Origin of the sequence: Halomonas sp. GXIMD04776 (assembly GCF_049808615.1) — a bacterium.
Classification (GTDB): Bacteria; Pseudomonadota; Gammaproteobacteria; order Pseudomonadales; family Halomonadaceae; genus Modicisalibacter.
On record NZ_JBNCAN010000011.1, the window covers coordinates 1 to 15,838 of the forward strand.

The 15,838-nt window shown below is 61.5% G+C and carries 16 protein-coding genes; 2 read left to right on the top strand and 14 right to left on the bottom strand.

Annotation, left to right across the window (positions count from 1 at the left end; genetic code table 11):
* Positions 1 to 157: 157 nt before the first annotated feature.
* The 5 genes from hisD to ACPF7Z_RS09030 form a co-directional block, all read right to left on the bottom strand.
* Complete coding sequence (gene hisD, locus ACPF7Z_RS09010) at positions 158 to 1,471, bottom strand: histidinol dehydrogenase (protein WP_425192906.1); 1,314 nt, start codon at positions 1,469 to 1,471, stop codon at positions 158 to 160.
* A gap of 287 nt (positions 1,472 to 1,758) precedes the next feature.
* Positions 1,759 to 3,066: a TRAP transporter large permease gene (locus ACPF7Z_RS09015; RefSeq protein ID WP_425192907.1), complete on the bottom strand. Its 1,308-nt coding sequence runs from the start codon at positions 3,064 to 3,066 to the stop codon at positions 1,759 to 1,761.
* Positions 3,067 to 3,078: 12 nt separating this feature from the next.
* Complete coding sequence (locus ACPF7Z_RS09020) at positions 3,079 to 3,588, bottom strand: TRAP transporter small permease (protein WP_425192908.1); 510 nt, start codon at positions 3,586 to 3,588, stop codon at positions 3,079 to 3,081.
* Positions 3,589 to 3,613: 25 nt separating this feature from the next.
* Entirely contained in the window at positions 3,614 to 4,798 is a 1,185-nt protein-coding gene (locus ACPF7Z_RS09025) for a TRAP transporter substrate-binding protein (protein ID WP_425192909.1), read from the bottom strand.
* 90 nt (positions 4,799 to 4,888) lie between these two features.
* Complete coding sequence (locus ACPF7Z_RS09030; protein WP_425192910.1) at positions 4,889 to 5,116, bottom strand: hypothetical protein; 228 nt, start codon at positions 5,114 to 5,116, stop codon at positions 4,889 to 4,891.
* Between the two features lie 212 nt (positions 5,117 to 5,328).
* On the opposite strand from ACPF7Z_RS09030, the gene ACPF7Z_RS09035 reads away from it, so the two are divergent.
* Positions 5,329 to 6,351 carry a LacI family DNA-binding transcriptional regulator gene (locus ACPF7Z_RS09035; RefSeq protein ID WP_425192911.1) on the top strand — a complete coding sequence of 341 codons (1,023 nt, stop codon included), beginning with the start codon at positions 5,329 to 5,331 and terminating at the stop codon, positions 6,349 to 6,351.
* Here the strand turns inward: ACPF7Z_RS09035 and ACPF7Z_RS09040 are convergent.
* The 7 genes from ACPF7Z_RS09040 to ACPF7Z_RS09070 form a co-directional block, all read right to left on the bottom strand.
* A complete protein-coding gene (locus ACPF7Z_RS09040) occupies positions 6,344 to 7,345 on the bottom strand; it encodes an Ldh family oxidoreductase (protein WP_425192912.1) in 1,002 nt (333 codons plus the stop codon). The two genes, ACPF7Z_RS09035 and ACPF7Z_RS09040, sit on opposite strands and share 8 nt — an antisense overlap.
* Positions 7,342 to 8,286 (bottom strand): hydroxyacid dehydrogenase, encoded by a 945-nt coding sequence (locus ACPF7Z_RS09045; RefSeq protein ID WP_425192913.1) that lies wholly within the window; start codon positions 8,284 to 8,286, stop codon positions 7,342 to 7,344. The genes ACPF7Z_RS09040 and ACPF7Z_RS09045 overlap by 4 nt, the downstream gene beginning before the upstream one ends.
* 13 nt (positions 8,287 to 8,299) lie before the next feature.
* On the bottom strand, positions 8,300 to 8,782 hold the full coding sequence (locus ACPF7Z_RS09050) for a tripartite tricarboxylate transporter TctB family protein (RefSeq protein ID WP_425192914.1): 483 nt from the start codon (positions 8,780 to 8,782) through the stop codon (positions 8,300 to 8,302).
* Entirely contained in the window at positions 8,772 to 10,289 is a 1,518-nt protein-coding gene (locus tag ACPF7Z_RS09055) for a tripartite tricarboxylate transporter permease (protein WP_425192915.1), read from the bottom strand. Before ACPF7Z_RS09055 ends, ACPF7Z_RS09050 begins: the two co-directional genes overlap by 11 nt.
* Before the next feature lie 67 nt (positions 10,290 to 10,356).
* Positions 10,357 to 11,343 carry a tripartite tricarboxylate transporter substrate binding protein gene (locus tag ACPF7Z_RS09060; protein ID WP_425192916.1) on the bottom strand — a complete coding sequence of 329 codons (987 nt, stop codon included), beginning with the start codon at positions 11,341 to 11,343 and terminating at the stop codon, positions 10,357 to 10,359.
* Between the two features lie 202 nt (positions 11,344 to 11,545).
* On the bottom strand, positions 11,546 to 12,715 hold the full coding sequence (locus ACPF7Z_RS09065) for a UxaA family hydrolase (RefSeq protein WP_425192917.1): 1,170 nt from the start codon (positions 12,713 to 12,715) through the stop codon (positions 11,546 to 11,548).
* A 2-nt stretch (positions 12,716 to 12,717) separates the two neighbouring features.
* Positions 12,718 to 13,002 (bottom strand): UxaA family hydrolase, encoded by a 285-nt coding sequence (locus tag ACPF7Z_RS09070; RefSeq protein WP_425192918.1) that lies wholly within the window; start codon positions 13,000 to 13,002, stop codon positions 12,718 to 12,720.
* Positions 13,003 to 13,213: 211 nt separating this feature from the next.
* On the opposite strand from ACPF7Z_RS09070, the gene ACPF7Z_RS09075 reads away from it, so the two are divergent.
* Positions 13,214 to 13,939, top strand: a complete 726-nt coding sequence (locus ACPF7Z_RS09075) for a GntR family transcriptional regulator (protein ID WP_425192919.1) — start codon at positions 13,214 to 13,216, stop codon at positions 13,937 to 13,939.
* Here ACPF7Z_RS09075 and ACPF7Z_RS09080 read toward each other — a convergent pair.
* A complete protein-coding gene (locus ACPF7Z_RS09080) occupies positions 13,934 to 14,695 on the bottom strand; it encodes a TSUP family transporter (RefSeq protein ID WP_425192920.1) in 762 nt (253 codons plus the stop codon). The genes ACPF7Z_RS09075 and ACPF7Z_RS09080 overlap by 6 nt on opposite strands.
* A 16-nt stretch (positions 14,696 to 14,711) precedes the next feature.
* On the bottom strand, positions 14,712 to 15,719 hold the full coding sequence (gene pta / locus ACPF7Z_RS09085) for a phosphate acetyltransferase (RefSeq protein WP_425192921.1): 1,008 nt from the start codon (positions 15,717 to 15,719) through the stop codon (positions 14,712 to 14,714).
* Positions 15,720 to 15,838 lie beyond the last annotated feature (119 nt).

Genomic DNA, 15,838 nt, shown 5'->3' on the forward strand with positions numbered 1-15,838 from the left:
CGATAGGCGGATACTCGGGATTCCCCGACAGCAACGCCGGCTGACCATGCCACCGGCCCAGCTGCTTGCAGGTCAGCTCCCCGTCGAGCGCCCCAGCCCGCTACTGCCACCCGTGACCAGCGCCACCTGGCCACCGAGATCGAAACTCGCGCGCATGTCACACCTCCTCGGTGATCACCAGCTCGAAGGTCTCGTCCGGGTAGTACTTGGCCAGGCGCACGTCGCCGGTACGCGCATGCCCCTCCATGCCCTCGCAGCGCGACAGGCGTGCTGTGACCGCGGCCACGTCGCGGGTCGCCTCCCGACTCTGGCGCTGGTAGGTGACGATCTTGAGGAACTTCTCCGCACACAGACCGCCGGTGTAACGTGCCGCGCCCTTGGTGGGCAGGATGTGGTTGGTGCCCGAGCACTTGTCGCCGAAGGCCACCGTGGCCTCCTCGCCGACGAACAGCGAGCCATAGCTGTTCAGCCGGGCTATCCACCAGTCATGGTCCTCGGCCTGGATTTCGAGGTGCTCCGAGGCATAGCGATCGCTGATCTCGACGACCTCCTCGCGGGTGTCACAGAGAATTATTTCGCCATAATCGCGCCAGGCCGCATCCGCCGCCTTGCGTTGGGTCTCGGGCAGCGTGGCGATCAGGCCGGGCATGCGCTCGGTGACCGCATCCGCCAACTTGCGGGATGTGGTGAACAGCCAGGCCGGGGAGTCCGGGCCATGCTCAGCCTGACCCACCAGGTCGGCGGCGACGATATCCGGGTCCGCCGTGTCATCGGCAATGATGCCAATCTCGGTAGGGCCGGCGAACATGTCGATGCCGCAGCGCCCGAACAGCTGCCGCTTGGCTTCGGCGACGAAGCGATTGCCCGGGCCGACCAGAATATCCGCAGGCTTGCCAGTGAACAGCCCGAAAGCTATGGAGGCGATGCCCTGCACGCCGCCCATCTGCAGGATGGTATCGGCCCCGGCCAGGTCCATGGCATAAAGGATCGCCGGGTGGATGCCGTTCTCGTCTCGCGGCACCGAGCACGCCACGACGTTTTTCACTCCGGCCACCTTGGCCGTGGCCACGCTCATGATCGCCGAGGCGATATGCGCATAACGGCCACCCGGCACATAGCAGCCGGCGGTTTCCATCGGAATCAGCTTCTGGCCGGCGAACAGCCCCGGTGAGAGCTCGACCTCGAACTCACCGATACTGTCGCGCTGTGCCGTGGCAAAGCGACTGACCCGCTCGTAGGCGAACTGGATGTCCTGCTTGAGTTGTTCCGGCACCCGAGCCGAGGCCGCATCGATCTGCTCTCGGCTGACCACGACATCGCCTTCCCAACCATCCAGGGTCCGGCAATACTCCTTCGCCTTGGCCTCCCCCTCCGCCTCGATCTCGGCCAGCATTCTGGCAACGAGCTCCTGGGTTTCGCCGTAGCCGGTGGCGGCGTTCTTCTCGGCCTTCTTGTAGTATTGAATCGTCATGTCGGTCACTCCTTTCATTTCATTGACAGTTGAACTGTGATGTTCCCATCGCCTCAGAGGGTCTTTACAAAATGCCTGTACTCGGCAATACAGCGTTGAAATTGAGCTCAAAATGCTCATTTACTCCGTGTAAACTGCGCTTTTTCACTCAATTTCGCCTTGTCTTGCCTTCGTTCGCCTATTTTGTGAACACCCCCCTCATGTAAGCGCTTACATTCTAGGCTGAAAGCTATCCATCTTTTTACTTGGCGGCCCTGGCGCAGCGATTCGCCAGGGCCGCCATCTATTCAGAGCCCCCAGGTCGACAGCCAAGGCACAAAGGCAATCAGCAACACCACCAGCAGCATGCCCAGCACGAAGGGGAAGGCATAGCGGGCGATGGCCAGCACCGAGCAGCGCGTCAGTCCCGAGACCACGAACAGGTTGAGTCCCAGCGGCGGCGTGATGAACCCCAGCCCCAGGGTGGTCACCATCAGGATCGCGAAGTGGAACTCGTTCATCCCCACCGATTGGGCCAGCGGCAGCAGCAGAGGTGACAGGATCACGATGTTGGGGGTGGTCTCCATCACGCAGCCGGCCAGGATCAGGATGCCGATCATCAGCAGGATGATGGCGGTCGAGGAGTCGGTGAGGTTGCCGATGCCGCCCACCAGCGTCTGGGGAATGTCGAGGCTGGCCAACGTCTGGGCCAGGGGCAGCGACACGGCGATGATGGGCACGATCACCCCGCACACCCGTGCCGACGACTCCAGCATGCGCGGGATGTCGCCGAGGCTCAGTCGGCCTTGGTAGAGCCCGATGATGACCACCACCACCACCGCCACCGAGGCCGCCTCAGTGGGCGTAAACAACCCCGAGTAGATGCCACCGAGAATCACCACCGGCACGAACAGGGCCCAGCGCGCATCCCACACCGTCGCCAACCAGCGGCGTCCGGAGAAAGGCGCATGTTCATTCTCGAAGCCGTATATGCGGTTCAGCACCATGTTGGTGACCATCACCGACACCATCACCATGACCCCGGGAATGGCGGCGGCCAGGAACAGCGTCGAAGCGGACATGCCCAGCACCAAGCCGATGACGATATAGGCGATCGACGGCGGGATCAGGATGCCGGTACAGGCGCCGGAAGCCACCAGCGCGCAGGCTGCCGGCAATGGATAGCCGCGCTCCACCAGCCGGTGGATGGTCATGCGCCCTACCGCCGCCGCCCCGGCTGCATCGGAGCCCGAGATGCAGGCGAAGAAGCCACAGCCCAGGGTCGTGGAGTTGCCCAGACCAGTGCGTAGTCCGCCGACACTGGCCTCAGCGACATCGAGCAGCTTGTCGGAGAGCCCCGAACGCACCAGGGCATCCCCGGTCAGGATGAACAGCGGCACCGCGATCAGGGCGAAGGCATCGATGCCGTCGAACAGCGCCTCGCCGAACATCGACAGGGGCAGCGTCTCGGTGAGTGTCAACATGCCGAGCGTTCCAAGCCCGATGGCCACCCAAATCGGCACTCCGAACACGATCAAGGCAATCAGCACCGCGAGCGGGACGTAGAAGGTCCAGTCGAGGGTGGCCGCGGCCTGCTGGATAGCGAGAAATTCCATATGCGACCTCCTTCAGTCGAAGAGCTTGTGTCCCGAAAACGGGGGTTCGCCACGCCGCATGCGGCGTACATCGGCAAGCATCGACTGCACGACCCGCCACACCACCACCAGGAACCCGATGGGAATGGCGGCAAGAAATATCGCCTGGGATACCCTTAGCCCCGCTGTCACCGAGCCGAACTGCAACGAGGTCAGCACCGGCGAAAGCGACAGCCATAGCGCCCAGACCGCCAGCACCAAGGTCGCGATATCGGCAAGCCACCAGCCGAGTCGCTGGGCCCGGGGCCCGCCAAGATTGACCAGCACATCGATACGAATATGGGCGCGATCGCGCACCGCGGCGGCGGCGGCGAGCCAGGCCAGATAGATGAAGGCATAGCGCGACAGCTCCTCACCCCATACCGAGGAGTAATCCAGGGCGAAGCGGCGGATGACCTCGATGGCCACGGTCAGGATGATCAGGGCATAGAAAGTCAGCAACAGCCAACGCTCCACCCCCCGGTCGACGCGATCGAACTTCATTCGCAATGCGTGATACTTTCCGGGCTTAGCCGTTGCTGTCGACGTAGTAGCCATTTGACACCTCCGTAGCCGCCAGGAGCTTTTCGAAGACTTCGAGGGAACCGGCCAGCTCGACCTTGGTGTCGTCCCAGGTCGCCAGCTGATGACCACAGCGTTCGCGCCACTGATCGAGTTCCGCATCGCTGGGCGAGTAGATCGACACGCCGGCCTTGCGCATCTGATCGTAGGCATAGGCGCGCGCGGCGGGCACCTTGGCCAGGTTCTCGCGGAAGGTCACATCCGACGCCTGAAGCACGCCGTCCTGTATCTCCTTGGGCTGGCCATCGAACCAGGCCTTGTTGCAGGTGTAGACCTGGGCGTCCGGCACCGATCGAATGGTCGAGATATTGGCCAGAATATCCGTGAAGCCGAAGACCAACAGCGCCTGCACGCTCGGGTCGAGGGCATCGGCGACCCCTTGCTTGATCGCGGAAGAGGTCTCGCCCCAGGCGATCGGTGTCGGATTGGCACCGGCCAGACGATAGACCTTCTGCAGGATCTGGGATGACGGCACCCGGAACTTGATGCCCTTGATATCCTCCGGGGTGCGCGCCGGGCCATCCAGCAGGCCGCCACGTACCGCTACGGTGCGCGGATCGATGCAGATATAGGTGAGTATCTTGAAGCCCCGCGCCTCCACCTTGTCGTGCACCGTGTCCTGCCAGGCCTTTGACGTGACCAGGTTGATCAGCTTCTGATTTTCACCACACCAGTAGGGGATGTTGATCAGATCGACCTCCGGTGCGAAGGGCGAAAGATTGGAGATCGAATGCTGGGCCATGGCGATGGTGCCGTTCTGCACCTTGGTGATCAGCGCACCGCCGGCGCCCAACTGACCACCCGGGGCCAGCTTCACGTAGAGACGGCCTCCGGTGAAGTTCTGCAGGTTCTCCTTGAAGTTGAGCTGCATGATCGGATAAGCCCGGGACGCGCCAAGCACATAGCCCGTGCCCACCGTCAAGGTCGTGTCGGCGGCCTTTTCGCGTTCGTTTTCCTCCTGGGAAACGGCGGCCATGGCGGATTCCGAGAACAATCCACCGCCGACGGCACCAAGCACGGCGGCGGTAAATCCGTAACGGGCCACCGTGCTCAGGAAGTGGCGGCGCTCGGATTGGCTGGATGTGTCCAGGGCACCGGGTACTCGAGATAACATCTTGGTTAGGCGTGACATGCTGACATCCTCTTGTGTTTTGTTTTTAGGCTCAGGTCTTACGCTTCTTCGGGTTATTGTCGGGACCGTGCTGCGTGTGGCCGGGGGTGATCATTCACTGCTGGCACGGCGCCGTTCGTAGCTCAGGCAACCGCTGATGAAACAGGCCGTGGCCAGCACCAGCAGACAGGCTTCGACCACTGGAGACATCTCGAACAGACCGGGCCAATACCGCTCCAACGCGACATTCAAGAAGAACGCCACGAAGAGACCCAGGGCAACCCATATCAACCAGCCGAAGGATTGGCCGCGTGTTGCAGCCGGTGTGGAATTCGCCATGGCATTGGCTCCTGATGACTTGTTGTTGTGATGTCCGACGCGATGGTCAGTGCTTTCAATATCGCGTTATTACTAAACTTGCGTTAGATTAAAATGTAAGCGCTTACAAAACATTCTTTAAACCTAGACTCCTATATAGGACTTGTCCAGCAAAAAATTGGCTACAATGGCAAATTTTACTTTCCGCATGAATACAGGGTGCCCAAGCCAGGATGAAGAACGACAAACGAACCCTGCTCGGCGATGTAGCGCGTGAAGCCGGAGTCTCCACGGCCTCGGTCTCCCGAGTGCTCAACCGGGCACCCCACGTCAGTGAGCGCCTGCGCGCGAAGGTCAAGGCCGCTGTCGATCGGCTCGGCTATGTCCCCGATGGGCCTGCTCGGGCCCTGGCCTCGCGGCGTATCGGCGCCATCGGTGCCCTGGTGCCGACCCTGGACAACCCTATCTTCAGCGCGATGATCGACAGCCTTGAAAGACGCCTCAAGCACCACGACTGTCGTCTTCTGATCGCCACCTACCATTACAATCTCGACGACGAACTGGAAGCCTTGCGCACCCTGGTCCAGCAGGGCATCGATGGCGCCGTCCTGATCGGTCACGATCACCGGCCAGCTGCCCTGACCCTGCTCAAGCAATACGCCCTGCCCTATCTCAGCTGTTGGCACAGCGAAAATGACCCCGACTGGCCCAGCATCGGCTTCGATAACGCCGCCCCCGCGAAGCGCCTGGCGGAACACTTGATCGCACTGGGCCATCGGCGCATCGCCGTGGTCACCGCGCCCACCACCGGCAACGACCGCGCCCGGGCCCGGCTGCGCGGGTTCCGAGACGCCATGGACGCCGCCGGCGTCGAACTGCCTGGTGAACGTATCGTGACCGTCGACTACGGCATCGAGGAAGGTGCCTACGCGCTGCAACTGCTGATGCGCCTCGATCCATCGCCCACCGCCATTCTGTGTGGTAACGACACCCTCGCCTTCGGCGTGATGCTGGCGGCCCAAAAGGCCGGCATTCGCATGCCCGAGGAGCTCTCGGTCACCGGCTTCGACGACCTGCCCCAGGCGCGCTTCATGCACCCTCCCTTGACTACCGTGGCCGCTCCCGCCAAGGATATTGGCCATCGCGTCGCCGATGCCCTGGCGGCACGCATTCAGCAACAGCCCACGATTCATTGCCAGGTGATCGAGGCGCCGCTGGTGTTGCGGGAATCGACGGCGCCGCCACCTTCTACCTAGCCGCATGTTCCTCAAGCGCCGCCACCAGTTCGCCGGGCAGCCGCAGCCGGCCGTCGAACTCGCGACGCAGCCGATAGCGACGCTCCCCCGGCAACCGCACCCCGGGCTGCTCGAGCATGGCGGAAAACAGCGTCTCGGCATGTTCGAGGAAGTCATTTGAGAAACGCGCCGGATCAAACAGCAGGAGCAGATGAGCAGTGTTCGGCGCCTCGCCCTCAGCCTCGAAGAAGGAGCTGGCCTGAAAGCCGAAATGGCTGCCGGCCAGCCCGGCGGTGAGCAGTTCGACCATCAGCGCCAATGCTGCCCCCTTGGCGTCCCCCGACGGCACCATGCTGCCGGCGATGGCGGCATCCGGGTCGGTGGTGGGTCGCCCGTCGACATCCAGGGCCCAGTCGTCGGGAATCGGTTTTCCCGCCTTCTTGGCCAGCATCACCTTGCCGCGGGCCACCTTGGACAACGATAGATCGATCAACAGCGGCTCGGCGTCCCGACGCGGGCAGCCAAACGCGATGGGATTGGTGCCGTAGAGCGGACGGTTGCCACCCCAGGGGGCCATCGCCGAGGGTGCATTGCTGAAGGCCAGGGCCATCAGCCCCTGGCGTGCCGCGGTTTCTACCGGCGAACCGGCGACGCCGAAGTGATGCGAACGGGCGATGGATACCGCCGCCAAGCCATGCTCGCGGGCCTGTTCGATCCCGACCTCCAGCCCCTTCGCCACTGCGGGGAAGGCCAGACCATGGCCGGCGTCGACCCGAACCACGGCGCCATCGACATCGACTCTTGGCACCGCCGTGGCCTCGACCTTGCCACTGGCCGCCTGATCCAAATAGAACGGCAAACGCGACAGGCCGTGGGAGGGCAGGCCGTCACGCTCGGCCTCCAGCAACGCCTCGACGGTCGCGGTGGCCTCGGGTTCGCCGAAGCCATGGGCGCGCATTGCCGCCATCGCCAGATCGCGCGCCGACTCGAGGGTCACGGTCTTTGGTTCACTCATGTCTCTGCCCTCCCCGACTTCTGGCCCAGCACCGCCCGCACATTATCGGCGGTCATCTGGCTGATGCGCGCATTGGACTCCTCGGTCACCCCGGCAATATGCGGCGTCAGGATCAGGTTGGGCACTCCCACGAGTATCGACCCCGCGGGCAGCGGCTCCTGCTCGAAGACATCCAGCATGGCCCCGGCCAGGCGCCCTTCTCGCAGGGCGTCTGCGAGCGCCGCTTCGTCGACGGTGCCGCCACGGGCGGCATTGATCAGCACCGCCGACGACTTGACCCGCTGCAGCCGGGTGGCATCGATCAGATGATGGGTCGCCTCGGTCAGTGGCACATGCAGGCTGATCACGTCGGCCTCTTCGAGCAGTGACTCGAGGCTGTCGCGGCGCTCGACGTCGGCCCAGGCGGCATCCTCGGCAGGCAGATGCGGATCGAAGGCCATCACCTGCATGTCCAGCGCCCGGGCCCGTCGCGCCGTCTCCCGGGCGATGGCGCCGAAGCCCACCAGCCCCAGCACGCTGCCGGATACCTCACGACCGATCAGCGCCTGGCGTGGCCACACCCCGGCCAGCATCGCCGCACTCGAGAAATAGGCGCCACGGCGCAGCATGAGTGCACCACCGATCACGTATTCGGCGACCGAACTGCCGTTGCCGCCGAATGCCGGCTTGACCTCGATCCCTCGCGCCGCACAGGTCTCGAGGTCGATATTGTCGAGGCCCACACCGAGGCGCCCCACCACTTCGAGATCGGGAAAGCGTGAAAGAAGCGCCTCGTCCACCTGGGTGCGGTTGCGCACGATCAGCCCACGGACGCCCTCCCCCTGATCCAGAAGCCGCTCACGTGCTTCCACCAGGGTGGGGTCGAAGAGCACCGTGAAGTCTCGTCCAAGCGCCTCGACGGCCGCCTCATCCATGAATTCACTGATGACGATGTCGCTCATTGGCTTCTTCACCTCAAAGACCACGCCATAGCTGCCCCACCGGCAGCGGCACATTGAGCAGGATGGCAAACAGGGTATAGAAAAACGCGATGATCCCGGCCAGCACCAGGCCATAGGCAACCGCGCGTTTGAACGTCCAGCCGTGATAGTGCGCCAGCATTGCCAGCGCTGTGGCGGAAAGTACGCTCGCAACGATGAACCCCAACCATTTGAGGGAAAAGCTCCACAGCAAGAGCACGCCGATGAGCCCCAGCCGGCGGCCCACGCTACCGGGCTGTGGTTTCGACATCTGCGGCCGCGTGACGAAGACTCGGGCTAAAAGCGCGATACTGAAGATCAACAGCAGGATGGCGATGGTGCGCGGAAAGACACTGGCCATCATCGACATGTCGCGGCTGAACCACAGCGCACCGAGGGCGATGACGATCATGATCGACGCCAGAATGCCATCCGAGCGCCGGGCCTCGATCTGAGTGGCGTTCGTTTCAGTGCTCACGGCGGGACTCCTTGTTATCAATCGCGCGGCTGCGTCTCGCGCGCCACAGCGGGTAGAAAATGGCTATCAACGTCACGGCGATGATTGCCATCGAAATTGGACGACCGAAGAACACCCCCAACATCGACCCTGAGGCATTGCCCATCAGATAGCCCTGTACGAAGCCCTGTTCGGCGATAGGCCCGAGGATCAGGCCGAGCACGATGGGTGATGGCTTGACGCCGTAACGGGCCAGTACCCAGCCAATAACGCCCAACACCACCATGACCACCACATCGAAGGGGTTGTTGCGGATGGCGTAGGTACCGATGACGGTCATGAAGGCGATGCTCGGCACCAGCAGTGCCTTGGGAATGGTCACGATCGATTTGAAGGCATAGCGCCCGATCAGTAGTCCAAGGGGAAGCATGAGCAGCGTGGCGATGAACAACCCGCCAATGAAGGTGTAGGTGACGTTGGCATTAGTAGTGAACATCTCGGGGCCGGTGCGAAAGCCCTGCACCAGTAGCGCACCGAGGATTACCGCATCCGGCGGGGTGCCGGGAATGCCCAGCACGAAGGTGGGGATGAAACCACCGCCAACCGTGGCATTATTGGCCGACTCGGTGGCAATCACCCCATCCGGCTCGCCTTTACCGAAGTGCTCGCTGCGCGGTGACGTGCGCCGCGCCTCGGAGTAGGACACTAGGCTGGCGATCGAACCACCGGCGCCGGGCAGAATGGCGACGACAGTGCCGATCACCGCGCTGCGCAGAGAGTTGAACTTGCTTCGCCACATCAACCCCATGCTCTCGGTAAAGCGCACTCCGCGCCCTTCTTTCGGCGGTTCTAGATGAGCGCTTGGCGTAGCGACCAGATCGATCAGCACCGGGATGCAGTACAGGCCGATCAGCGCCGAGATGATCTCTACCCCACCAAGCAAGAACTGCGAGCCGAACGCATAGCGAATATCGGCCCCGACCACCGCCACCCCCACGGTGGAAAGCAGCAAACCGATACCGGCGCCGATGAAGCCTTTGAGCGTCGAGCCTTCCGAGAGCGCGGAAATCAGCGTCAGACCGAAGATCGCCAGCCAGAAATACTCCACCGGCCCAAACTTGAGCGCGATTTGCGCCAGCAGCGGTGCCAGGGTCAGCAGCGCCAGCGCGCCGACCAGCCCGCCCACCATCGAGGAGAGCGTGGACAAGGTGACCGCCAGGTCACCATCGCCGCGCTGAGCCATGGGATAGCCGTCGAAAGTGGTGGCGATCGCCGAGGGAGTGCCCGGCGTATTGACCAGGATGGCAGCATAGGAGCCGCCGTAGATAGCCCCGGTGTAGATCGCCCCCAGCATGATCAATGCGGCTTCTGTCGGCATGCCGAAAGTAACCGGTACCAGCACTGCCACCGCCATGGTGGCGGATAGCCCCGGTAAGGCCCCGATGAAGATCCCCGCAGCGACACCGAGTATCGCCAGCAGCAGATTCAAAGGAGCGAACGCCGCCACCATGAAACCCAAGATTTCCATGCACTACCCCCGTGCTGGTCAGGCTCCCAGGATCTCGGGAGCCGAATTCCAGGAATGGCCCCTTGGATTACTCGATGATGCCCATCTCTCGGGCGACTTCTTCGTAGGCCTTTTGTTGTTCATCCATGAACGCGTCCACCTCCGCGTAGGGAACATCGATCAGCACGAAGCCAAGATCCTGCATTTTCTGGCGGAACTCAGGGTTCTGATTGATCTGTCCGAAGATGTTGGAGAGCTTTTTTGTCACCTCTTCCGGGGTCTCCTTGGGTACGGCCATGCCGCGATAGGCGCCGCCGGTCATGTCATACCCCAGTTCCTTGAAGGTCGGCACATCGGGGAACTGCGGATGACGCTCGTCTGATGCCACCGCCAACATGCGGACCTTGTCGCTGTGATTGGCCGCCACGGTGGTGTATCCCCACTCGGCCTGGACCTGATTACCCAATAGCGCGGCCACCGCCGCCCCGGTGCCCTTGAAGGGAATATAGGTCGTCTTGATGTCGGCCAGCGACTCCAGACGCTTGTTGGCGATGTCATTGGCGGACTGGGTGCCGCTGCCGGAAAGGGTAATGGCGCCGGGTGACTGCTTCGCCGCCTCGATGAAGTCCTCGAGGGTCTGGTGGGGGCTGTCGTTTTCAACGATCAGGGCATCCGGCGAATAGTGGAAGAAATAGAAGGTCTTGATATCGTCCGTCTTGAAACCGGGGTCCTTGCCCATGGGCTTGAGAATGATATGCGGCAGGTTGGTCCCCATGATGGTGTAGCCATCCGCATCCATCCCGTTGAGTTGAGACCAGCCAACCGCACCCCCGCCCCCATCCATATACTGGATGATCAGTTGCTGGTCGGTGATGTCTCTGAAATATTGCTGTTGCAGTCGGGCGCTGATATCGGATTCGCCGCCCGGCCCGAAGGGAATGATGTACTGCACGTTTTTGGACGGATAATCCTCGGCGCTCTGAGCGAGAACCGGATTGCTCAGGGCAATGCTGGCGATTGTGGCCCCTAGAAGGGTGCCGAACCAGGAACGCTTGTATCGATTTGTATGGCGCATGAGTCTCTCCGATGGCTATTTGTTATATCTGTTGTATCGCTTGTCATCTATCGAGTGGGTCAGTGCCTCCGTGCAGGTCCCGGAAACTGCTGGTATCGCGTCATTGCGACGCAGACTGTTCTTCTCTTTTCTCTTTTCTCTTTTCTCCTTTTCTGACATTGCGGGTGGCAGATGCCACCCGTTCAATACGCTACCGCGCCTCTCAGGCACTCTCGTAGAGGCGCGTAAACACAAACTCGCGATGCCCCAGCGCCTCCGCCGCTGTATGGCGCCCGTTGATCGTACGGAACATCATCTCGAGGAGCTTGTCGCCCGCTTCCTGCATGTTGATCTCACGCTTCAGAATACCGGTGACATCGACATCGATGTGCTCGCTCATGGTGCGGAAGGTGCGCGGATTGGCGCAGATCTTGATCACTGGCAGGATGGGGTTGCCGATGACGTTGCCTTGCCCAGTGGGGAAAAAATGCACCACATAGCCTGAGGCGGCACATAGGGTGACCATCTCCGCGGCGGCGGATGAGGAGTCCATGAACCACAGGCCCGGCTTGTCCGGCGTCTCGGCCTTGTCGAGCACCCCGTCGACCTGGCAGCGATGTCCGATCTTCTGAATGTTGCCCAGCGCCTTCTCCTCGATGGTGGTCAGTCCACCCTCGATGTTGCCCTTGGTCGGCTGGGAGTCGGAGAGATCGCTGGTCTTGTGACGATCGATCATCGCGCTGTAGCGATCGAACATCGCCTGGAACTTCTCGCGCACCTCGGGTGTGGCACAGCGTTCCGCCACCAGATGCTCACCGCCAGTCAGTTCCGAGGTCTCGCCGAAGACCAAGGTACAACCCGCGTCATACAGCTTGTCGAAGGCATCGCCGACGGTGGGATTGGCGCCGCAGCCCGAGGTGGTATCGGACTCTCCGCACTTGGTCGACACCCACAATTCGCTGACATCGCACTCCTCGCGCTGTAGTTCAGTGGCGTACTGCACGTATTCCCGGGCGGCCTTGGAAGCGGCACAAATGGTGTTGTGATCACCGTTCTGTTCGATCCAGAAGCCTGCTACCGGCTTGCCGGTGGCCTTGATGCCATCGACCACCTTGCCGGTCCAACCCGGCTCGATACCGATGACCACTACCGCCGCTACATTGGGATTGCTGCCGGTACCGATCAGGGTGCGGAAATGCAGGTCCAAATCGGCACCAAATTGCAGGCGCCCATAGGGATGCGGCATCGCCAGGGTGCCCTTGATGTTGTTGGCAACCGCCTCGGCGGCGGCGTTGGAGATATCGTCCACCGGCAGCACGATGACGTGGTTGCGAACCCCGACGCGGCCGTTGTCGCGACGATAGCCCATGAACTTGCGTCCCTTGAGTTCCATGCTTACCACCTCTTGGTCTTGACGTTGTGGACGTGCAGATGCTCACCCTTGCTGATCGGCTTGACCGCCTTGCCGATATCGACGCCGTACTTGATTACGGTATCGCCATCAGCCAGATCGCAAATCGCCAGCTTGTGACCGATGGGAATCGGATCATGCACCTCGAAGGTCACCGTCTGGTCCTGGTGCATCACCCAGCCGGTCAATGTCTGCCCCGCCTGGACCCCCTCTACTACCACCACGCCAACGCTGTCGTCGGCGTCGTGCACCACGAAATCAATACTCATCGATGTGTCCTCCCGCTAGCCACCGTATTGTTCTGCCTCTGCCAGCATCATGCCGCTGGTTCCTGGAATGGATGATCATCGTCCAACCCCAACTCATGTATATGATATATGACATGGGATAGCAAGTACCATTTTGTGTTATGAGGTAGAATGAATTCGTTGATCACATTCATACTCATGGTTAATCACTTGTGAAAATAAGGACTTGCCAATGGACTCTCGGGTGACGCCGACCTTCCGCCCGCTGTATCAGCAGCTCAAGGAAGTGCTGCTGGCACGCATCGTCTCCGGGGAATGGGCGCCGGGCACCTTCATCCCTAGTGAATCGGCGCTTTCTCGTGAATACGCCGTGAGCGTCGGCACGCTGCGAAAGGCGCTGGATGCCCTGGCCAAGGATCAGGTGGTCATCCGTCATCAGGGCAAGGGCACGGTGGTGGCGACCCACGATGCGGACCGCTCGCTGTTCCAGTTCTTTCATCTGGTGCGACTGGATGGCCAGCGCAGCCTGCCCGTCTCCCGCGTACTGCGTCGGGAGCGTCGGCAAGCCACCGCTGAGGAAGCTCAAGCCTTAGAGCTGGAGGCCGGTGAGGAAGTCATTCATATAAGACGGGTGCGCGAGCTGGACGATCATCCAGCGCTGCTGGAAGACGCGGTGGTCTCGGCACGCCTGTTTGCAGGGCTCGAAAAATCCCCGGAGCCATTGCCCAACACGCTCTACCATCTTTACCAGCAGCAGTTCGGCTGTAGCGTGGCCAACGCCGAAGAACGATTGTTCGCGGTCGCCGCCGATAGCCAGGACAAGACGCATCTGGGCGTCAAGGTCGGTACGCCGCTGCTGGAGATTCGCCGTATCGCCAGGGATCTTCAAGGTCACCCGGTGGAATGGCGACTATCGCGTTGCGAGACGAGCCAGCACTGCTACGTCAATGAGCTATAGAATGTCTAGCGATGCCCCGATGAGCCCGCCCCCGATCCCCACCAACACCAGAAACGCCAGGCGACGCATCATCACCGCCGACAGCGGCGGCGGAAAGCGTCGTCCGGCGTAGGTCGTAACGGCAATCACCGGTATCGACCAGGCGGTCAGCACGAGGATTTCGGTATCGAGTTGACCCTGAAAGGCAATGAATAGGGTCCGTACGAGTGAGGTAATAGCAAAGAACAGGATCAGCATGCTGCTGATGCCGATCAAGGGTAGCGGTTGACGATAACACTGATAGATCAACGGCGGTCCGGGTGTGGCAAAGAGCCCGCCGCACAGCCCGGACAGCACACCGCTGACGAAAAAGCTCATCGACGAAGATAATGACGTCTGACGGCTGGGCTGCAGTAGCATGCTGACCCCGCCATAAAGGATGAGACCGCCCAGGACGAGCTGCAAAAGGCGCGAGGCACTGGCACTCAAGTAATCGAGTATCAAGACACCGCCCAGGATCGCCGGTAGAAGGCCGACAATCACTGCCCTGATCGCTGGCCAATGCACGTACTGGAGCTTACCGGGCAGCGCCACGACGCTGTTGACCACCATCAGCAGGCTGACCACCGTGGCGACGGTAGCCACGGAGGCAATCCCAAGACCACTGGACAAGCCGATCACGATCATGCCCAGACCAAAACCGGTCACCGTCTGGAAGTAACCGGCCACCGCCGCTACCGCCAGAAAGGGCAGCAGGGTTTCAGGAGGAATCGTCACCCGCGCACAACCATGCTCATTCTTGCTCGACCGCTTGAGCCTGTAGCGCGGTGACGGCGACTACATGATAGACGTCATCGGCGCTGCAGCCCCGGGAAAGATCGTTGGCGGGCTTGGCCAGCCCCTGCAGCATAGGCCCGATGGCCTTGGCTCCGCCGATGCGCTCCGCCAGCTTGTAGCCGATGTTGCCGGCCTCGAGATCGGGAAAAATCAATACATTGGCTTCGCCCTTGACCCGGGAGTCCGGCAATTTGCGTTGTGCGATCTCCGGAACGATGGCGGCATCGAGCTGTATATCCTCATCGATGGCGAGTTCAGGGCGTTCGGCCTTCACCTGACGTGCCGCCTCGACCACCTTGTCCACCGCCGCATGCTTGGCGCTGCCGTTGGTGGAAAACGACAGCATGGCCACCTTAGGCTCCTCACCAAGCAAGGCACGAGCACTGTCGGCCGCCGCCTTGGCAATCTCGGCAAGCTCTTCGGCCTTGGGGTCGATGACCAGGCCACAGTCAGAGAAGATCATGCCACCCTTGCGGCGATGATGTGGTTCTTCCATTACCATCAAGAAGAAACTCGACACCAGCTTGGCGCCGGGCTTGACCCCCACGATCTGAATGGCACTGCGCACTACATCCGCAGTGGTATGCACGGCACCGGCGACCGAGCCGTCCGCATGCCCCAGACGCACCAGCAAGTCGGCGAAGACCAGGGGCTTTTGCACTTCATGTTCAGCCCGCTCCTGAGTCATGCCCTTCTTATGACGCAATTGATACAGCGTCTCGACCAGGGAGGGGGTCAGCGACGACTCAGCGGGATCGATCAGGGTGATGGCATCGAGGGACAGGTTATTGTCGGTCGCTGTCGCTTCGATCCCGGCACGTTCACCGACCAGGCTGATGTCGGCAATGCCATCCTGAGCAGCGCGAACGGCTGCTTTCAATACTCGTGGGTCGTCGCCTTCGCAAAGAACGATACGTTTACGCGCCTGTTTGGCACGCGCCATGATGTTGTCAAGCACCTGCATGATCGGCACCTCCTGATGAACACTCTTTTTAGAAAGTAAGTTGGAAAGCGAGAAAACCCCGACCCAATGAGAATACCTCATTGAATCAGGGCCTTAGACTTGAGCGCTCAAGGAAAGCA

Excerpts from the sequence above, each read along its gene's own strand:
- ACPF7Z_RS09055 (WP_425192915.1), bottom strand. The coding sequence starts at position 10,289 with ATGGAAATCTTGGGTTTCATGGTGGCGGCGTTCGCTCCTTTGAATCTG.
- ACPF7Z_RS09070 (WP_425192918.1), bottom strand. The coding sequence starts at position 13,002 with ATGAGTATTGATTTCGTGGTGCACGACGCCGACGACAGCGTTGGCGTG.
- ACPF7Z_RS09035 (WP_425192911.1), top strand. The coding sequence starts at position 5,329 with ATGAAGAACGACAAACGAACCCTGCTCGGCGATGTAGCGCGTGAAGCC.
- ACPF7Z_RS09015 (WP_425192907.1), bottom strand. The coding sequence starts at position 3,066 with ATGGAATTTCTCGCTATCCAGCAGGCCGCGGCCACCCTCGACTGGACC.
- ACPF7Z_RS09065 (WP_425192917.1), bottom strand. The coding sequence starts at position 12,715 with ATGGAACTCAAGGGACGCAAGTTCATGGGCTATCGTCGCGACAACGGC.
- pta (WP_425192921.1), bottom strand. The coding sequence starts at position 15,719 with ATGCAGGTGCTTGACAACATCATGGCGCGTGCCAAACAGGCGCGTAAA.
- ACPF7Z_RS09030 (WP_425192910.1), bottom strand. The coding sequence starts at position 5,116 with ATGGCGAATTCCACACCGGCTGCAACACGCGGCCAATCCTTCGGCTGG.
- ACPF7Z_RS09060 (WP_425192916.1), bottom strand. The coding sequence starts at position 11,343 with ATGCGCCATACAAATCGATACAAGCGTTCCTGGTTCGGCACCCTTCTA.
- ACPF7Z_RS09020 (WP_425192908.1), bottom strand. The coding sequence starts at position 3,588 with ATGAAGTTCGATCGCGTCGACCGGGGGGTGGAGCGTTGGCTGTTGCTG.
- ACPF7Z_RS09075 (WP_425192919.1), top strand. The coding sequence starts at position 13,214 with ATGGACTCTCGGGTGACGCCGACCTTCCGCCCGCTGTATCAGCAGCTC.
- ACPF7Z_RS09025 (WP_425192909.1), bottom strand. The coding sequence starts at position 4,798 with ATGTCACGCCTAACCAAGATGTTATCTCGAGTACCCGGTGCCCTGGAC.
- ACPF7Z_RS09040 (WP_425192912.1), bottom strand. The coding sequence starts at position 7,345 with ATGAGTGAACCAAAGACCGTGACCCTCGAGTCGGCGCGCGATCTGGCG.
- hisD (WP_425192906.1), bottom strand. The coding sequence starts at position 1,471 with ATGACGATTCAATACTACAAGAAGGCCGAGAAGAACGCCGCCACCGGC.
- ACPF7Z_RS09045 (WP_425192913.1), bottom strand. The coding sequence starts at position 8,286 with ATGAGCGACATCGTCATCAGTGAATTCATGGATGAGGCGGCCGTCGAG.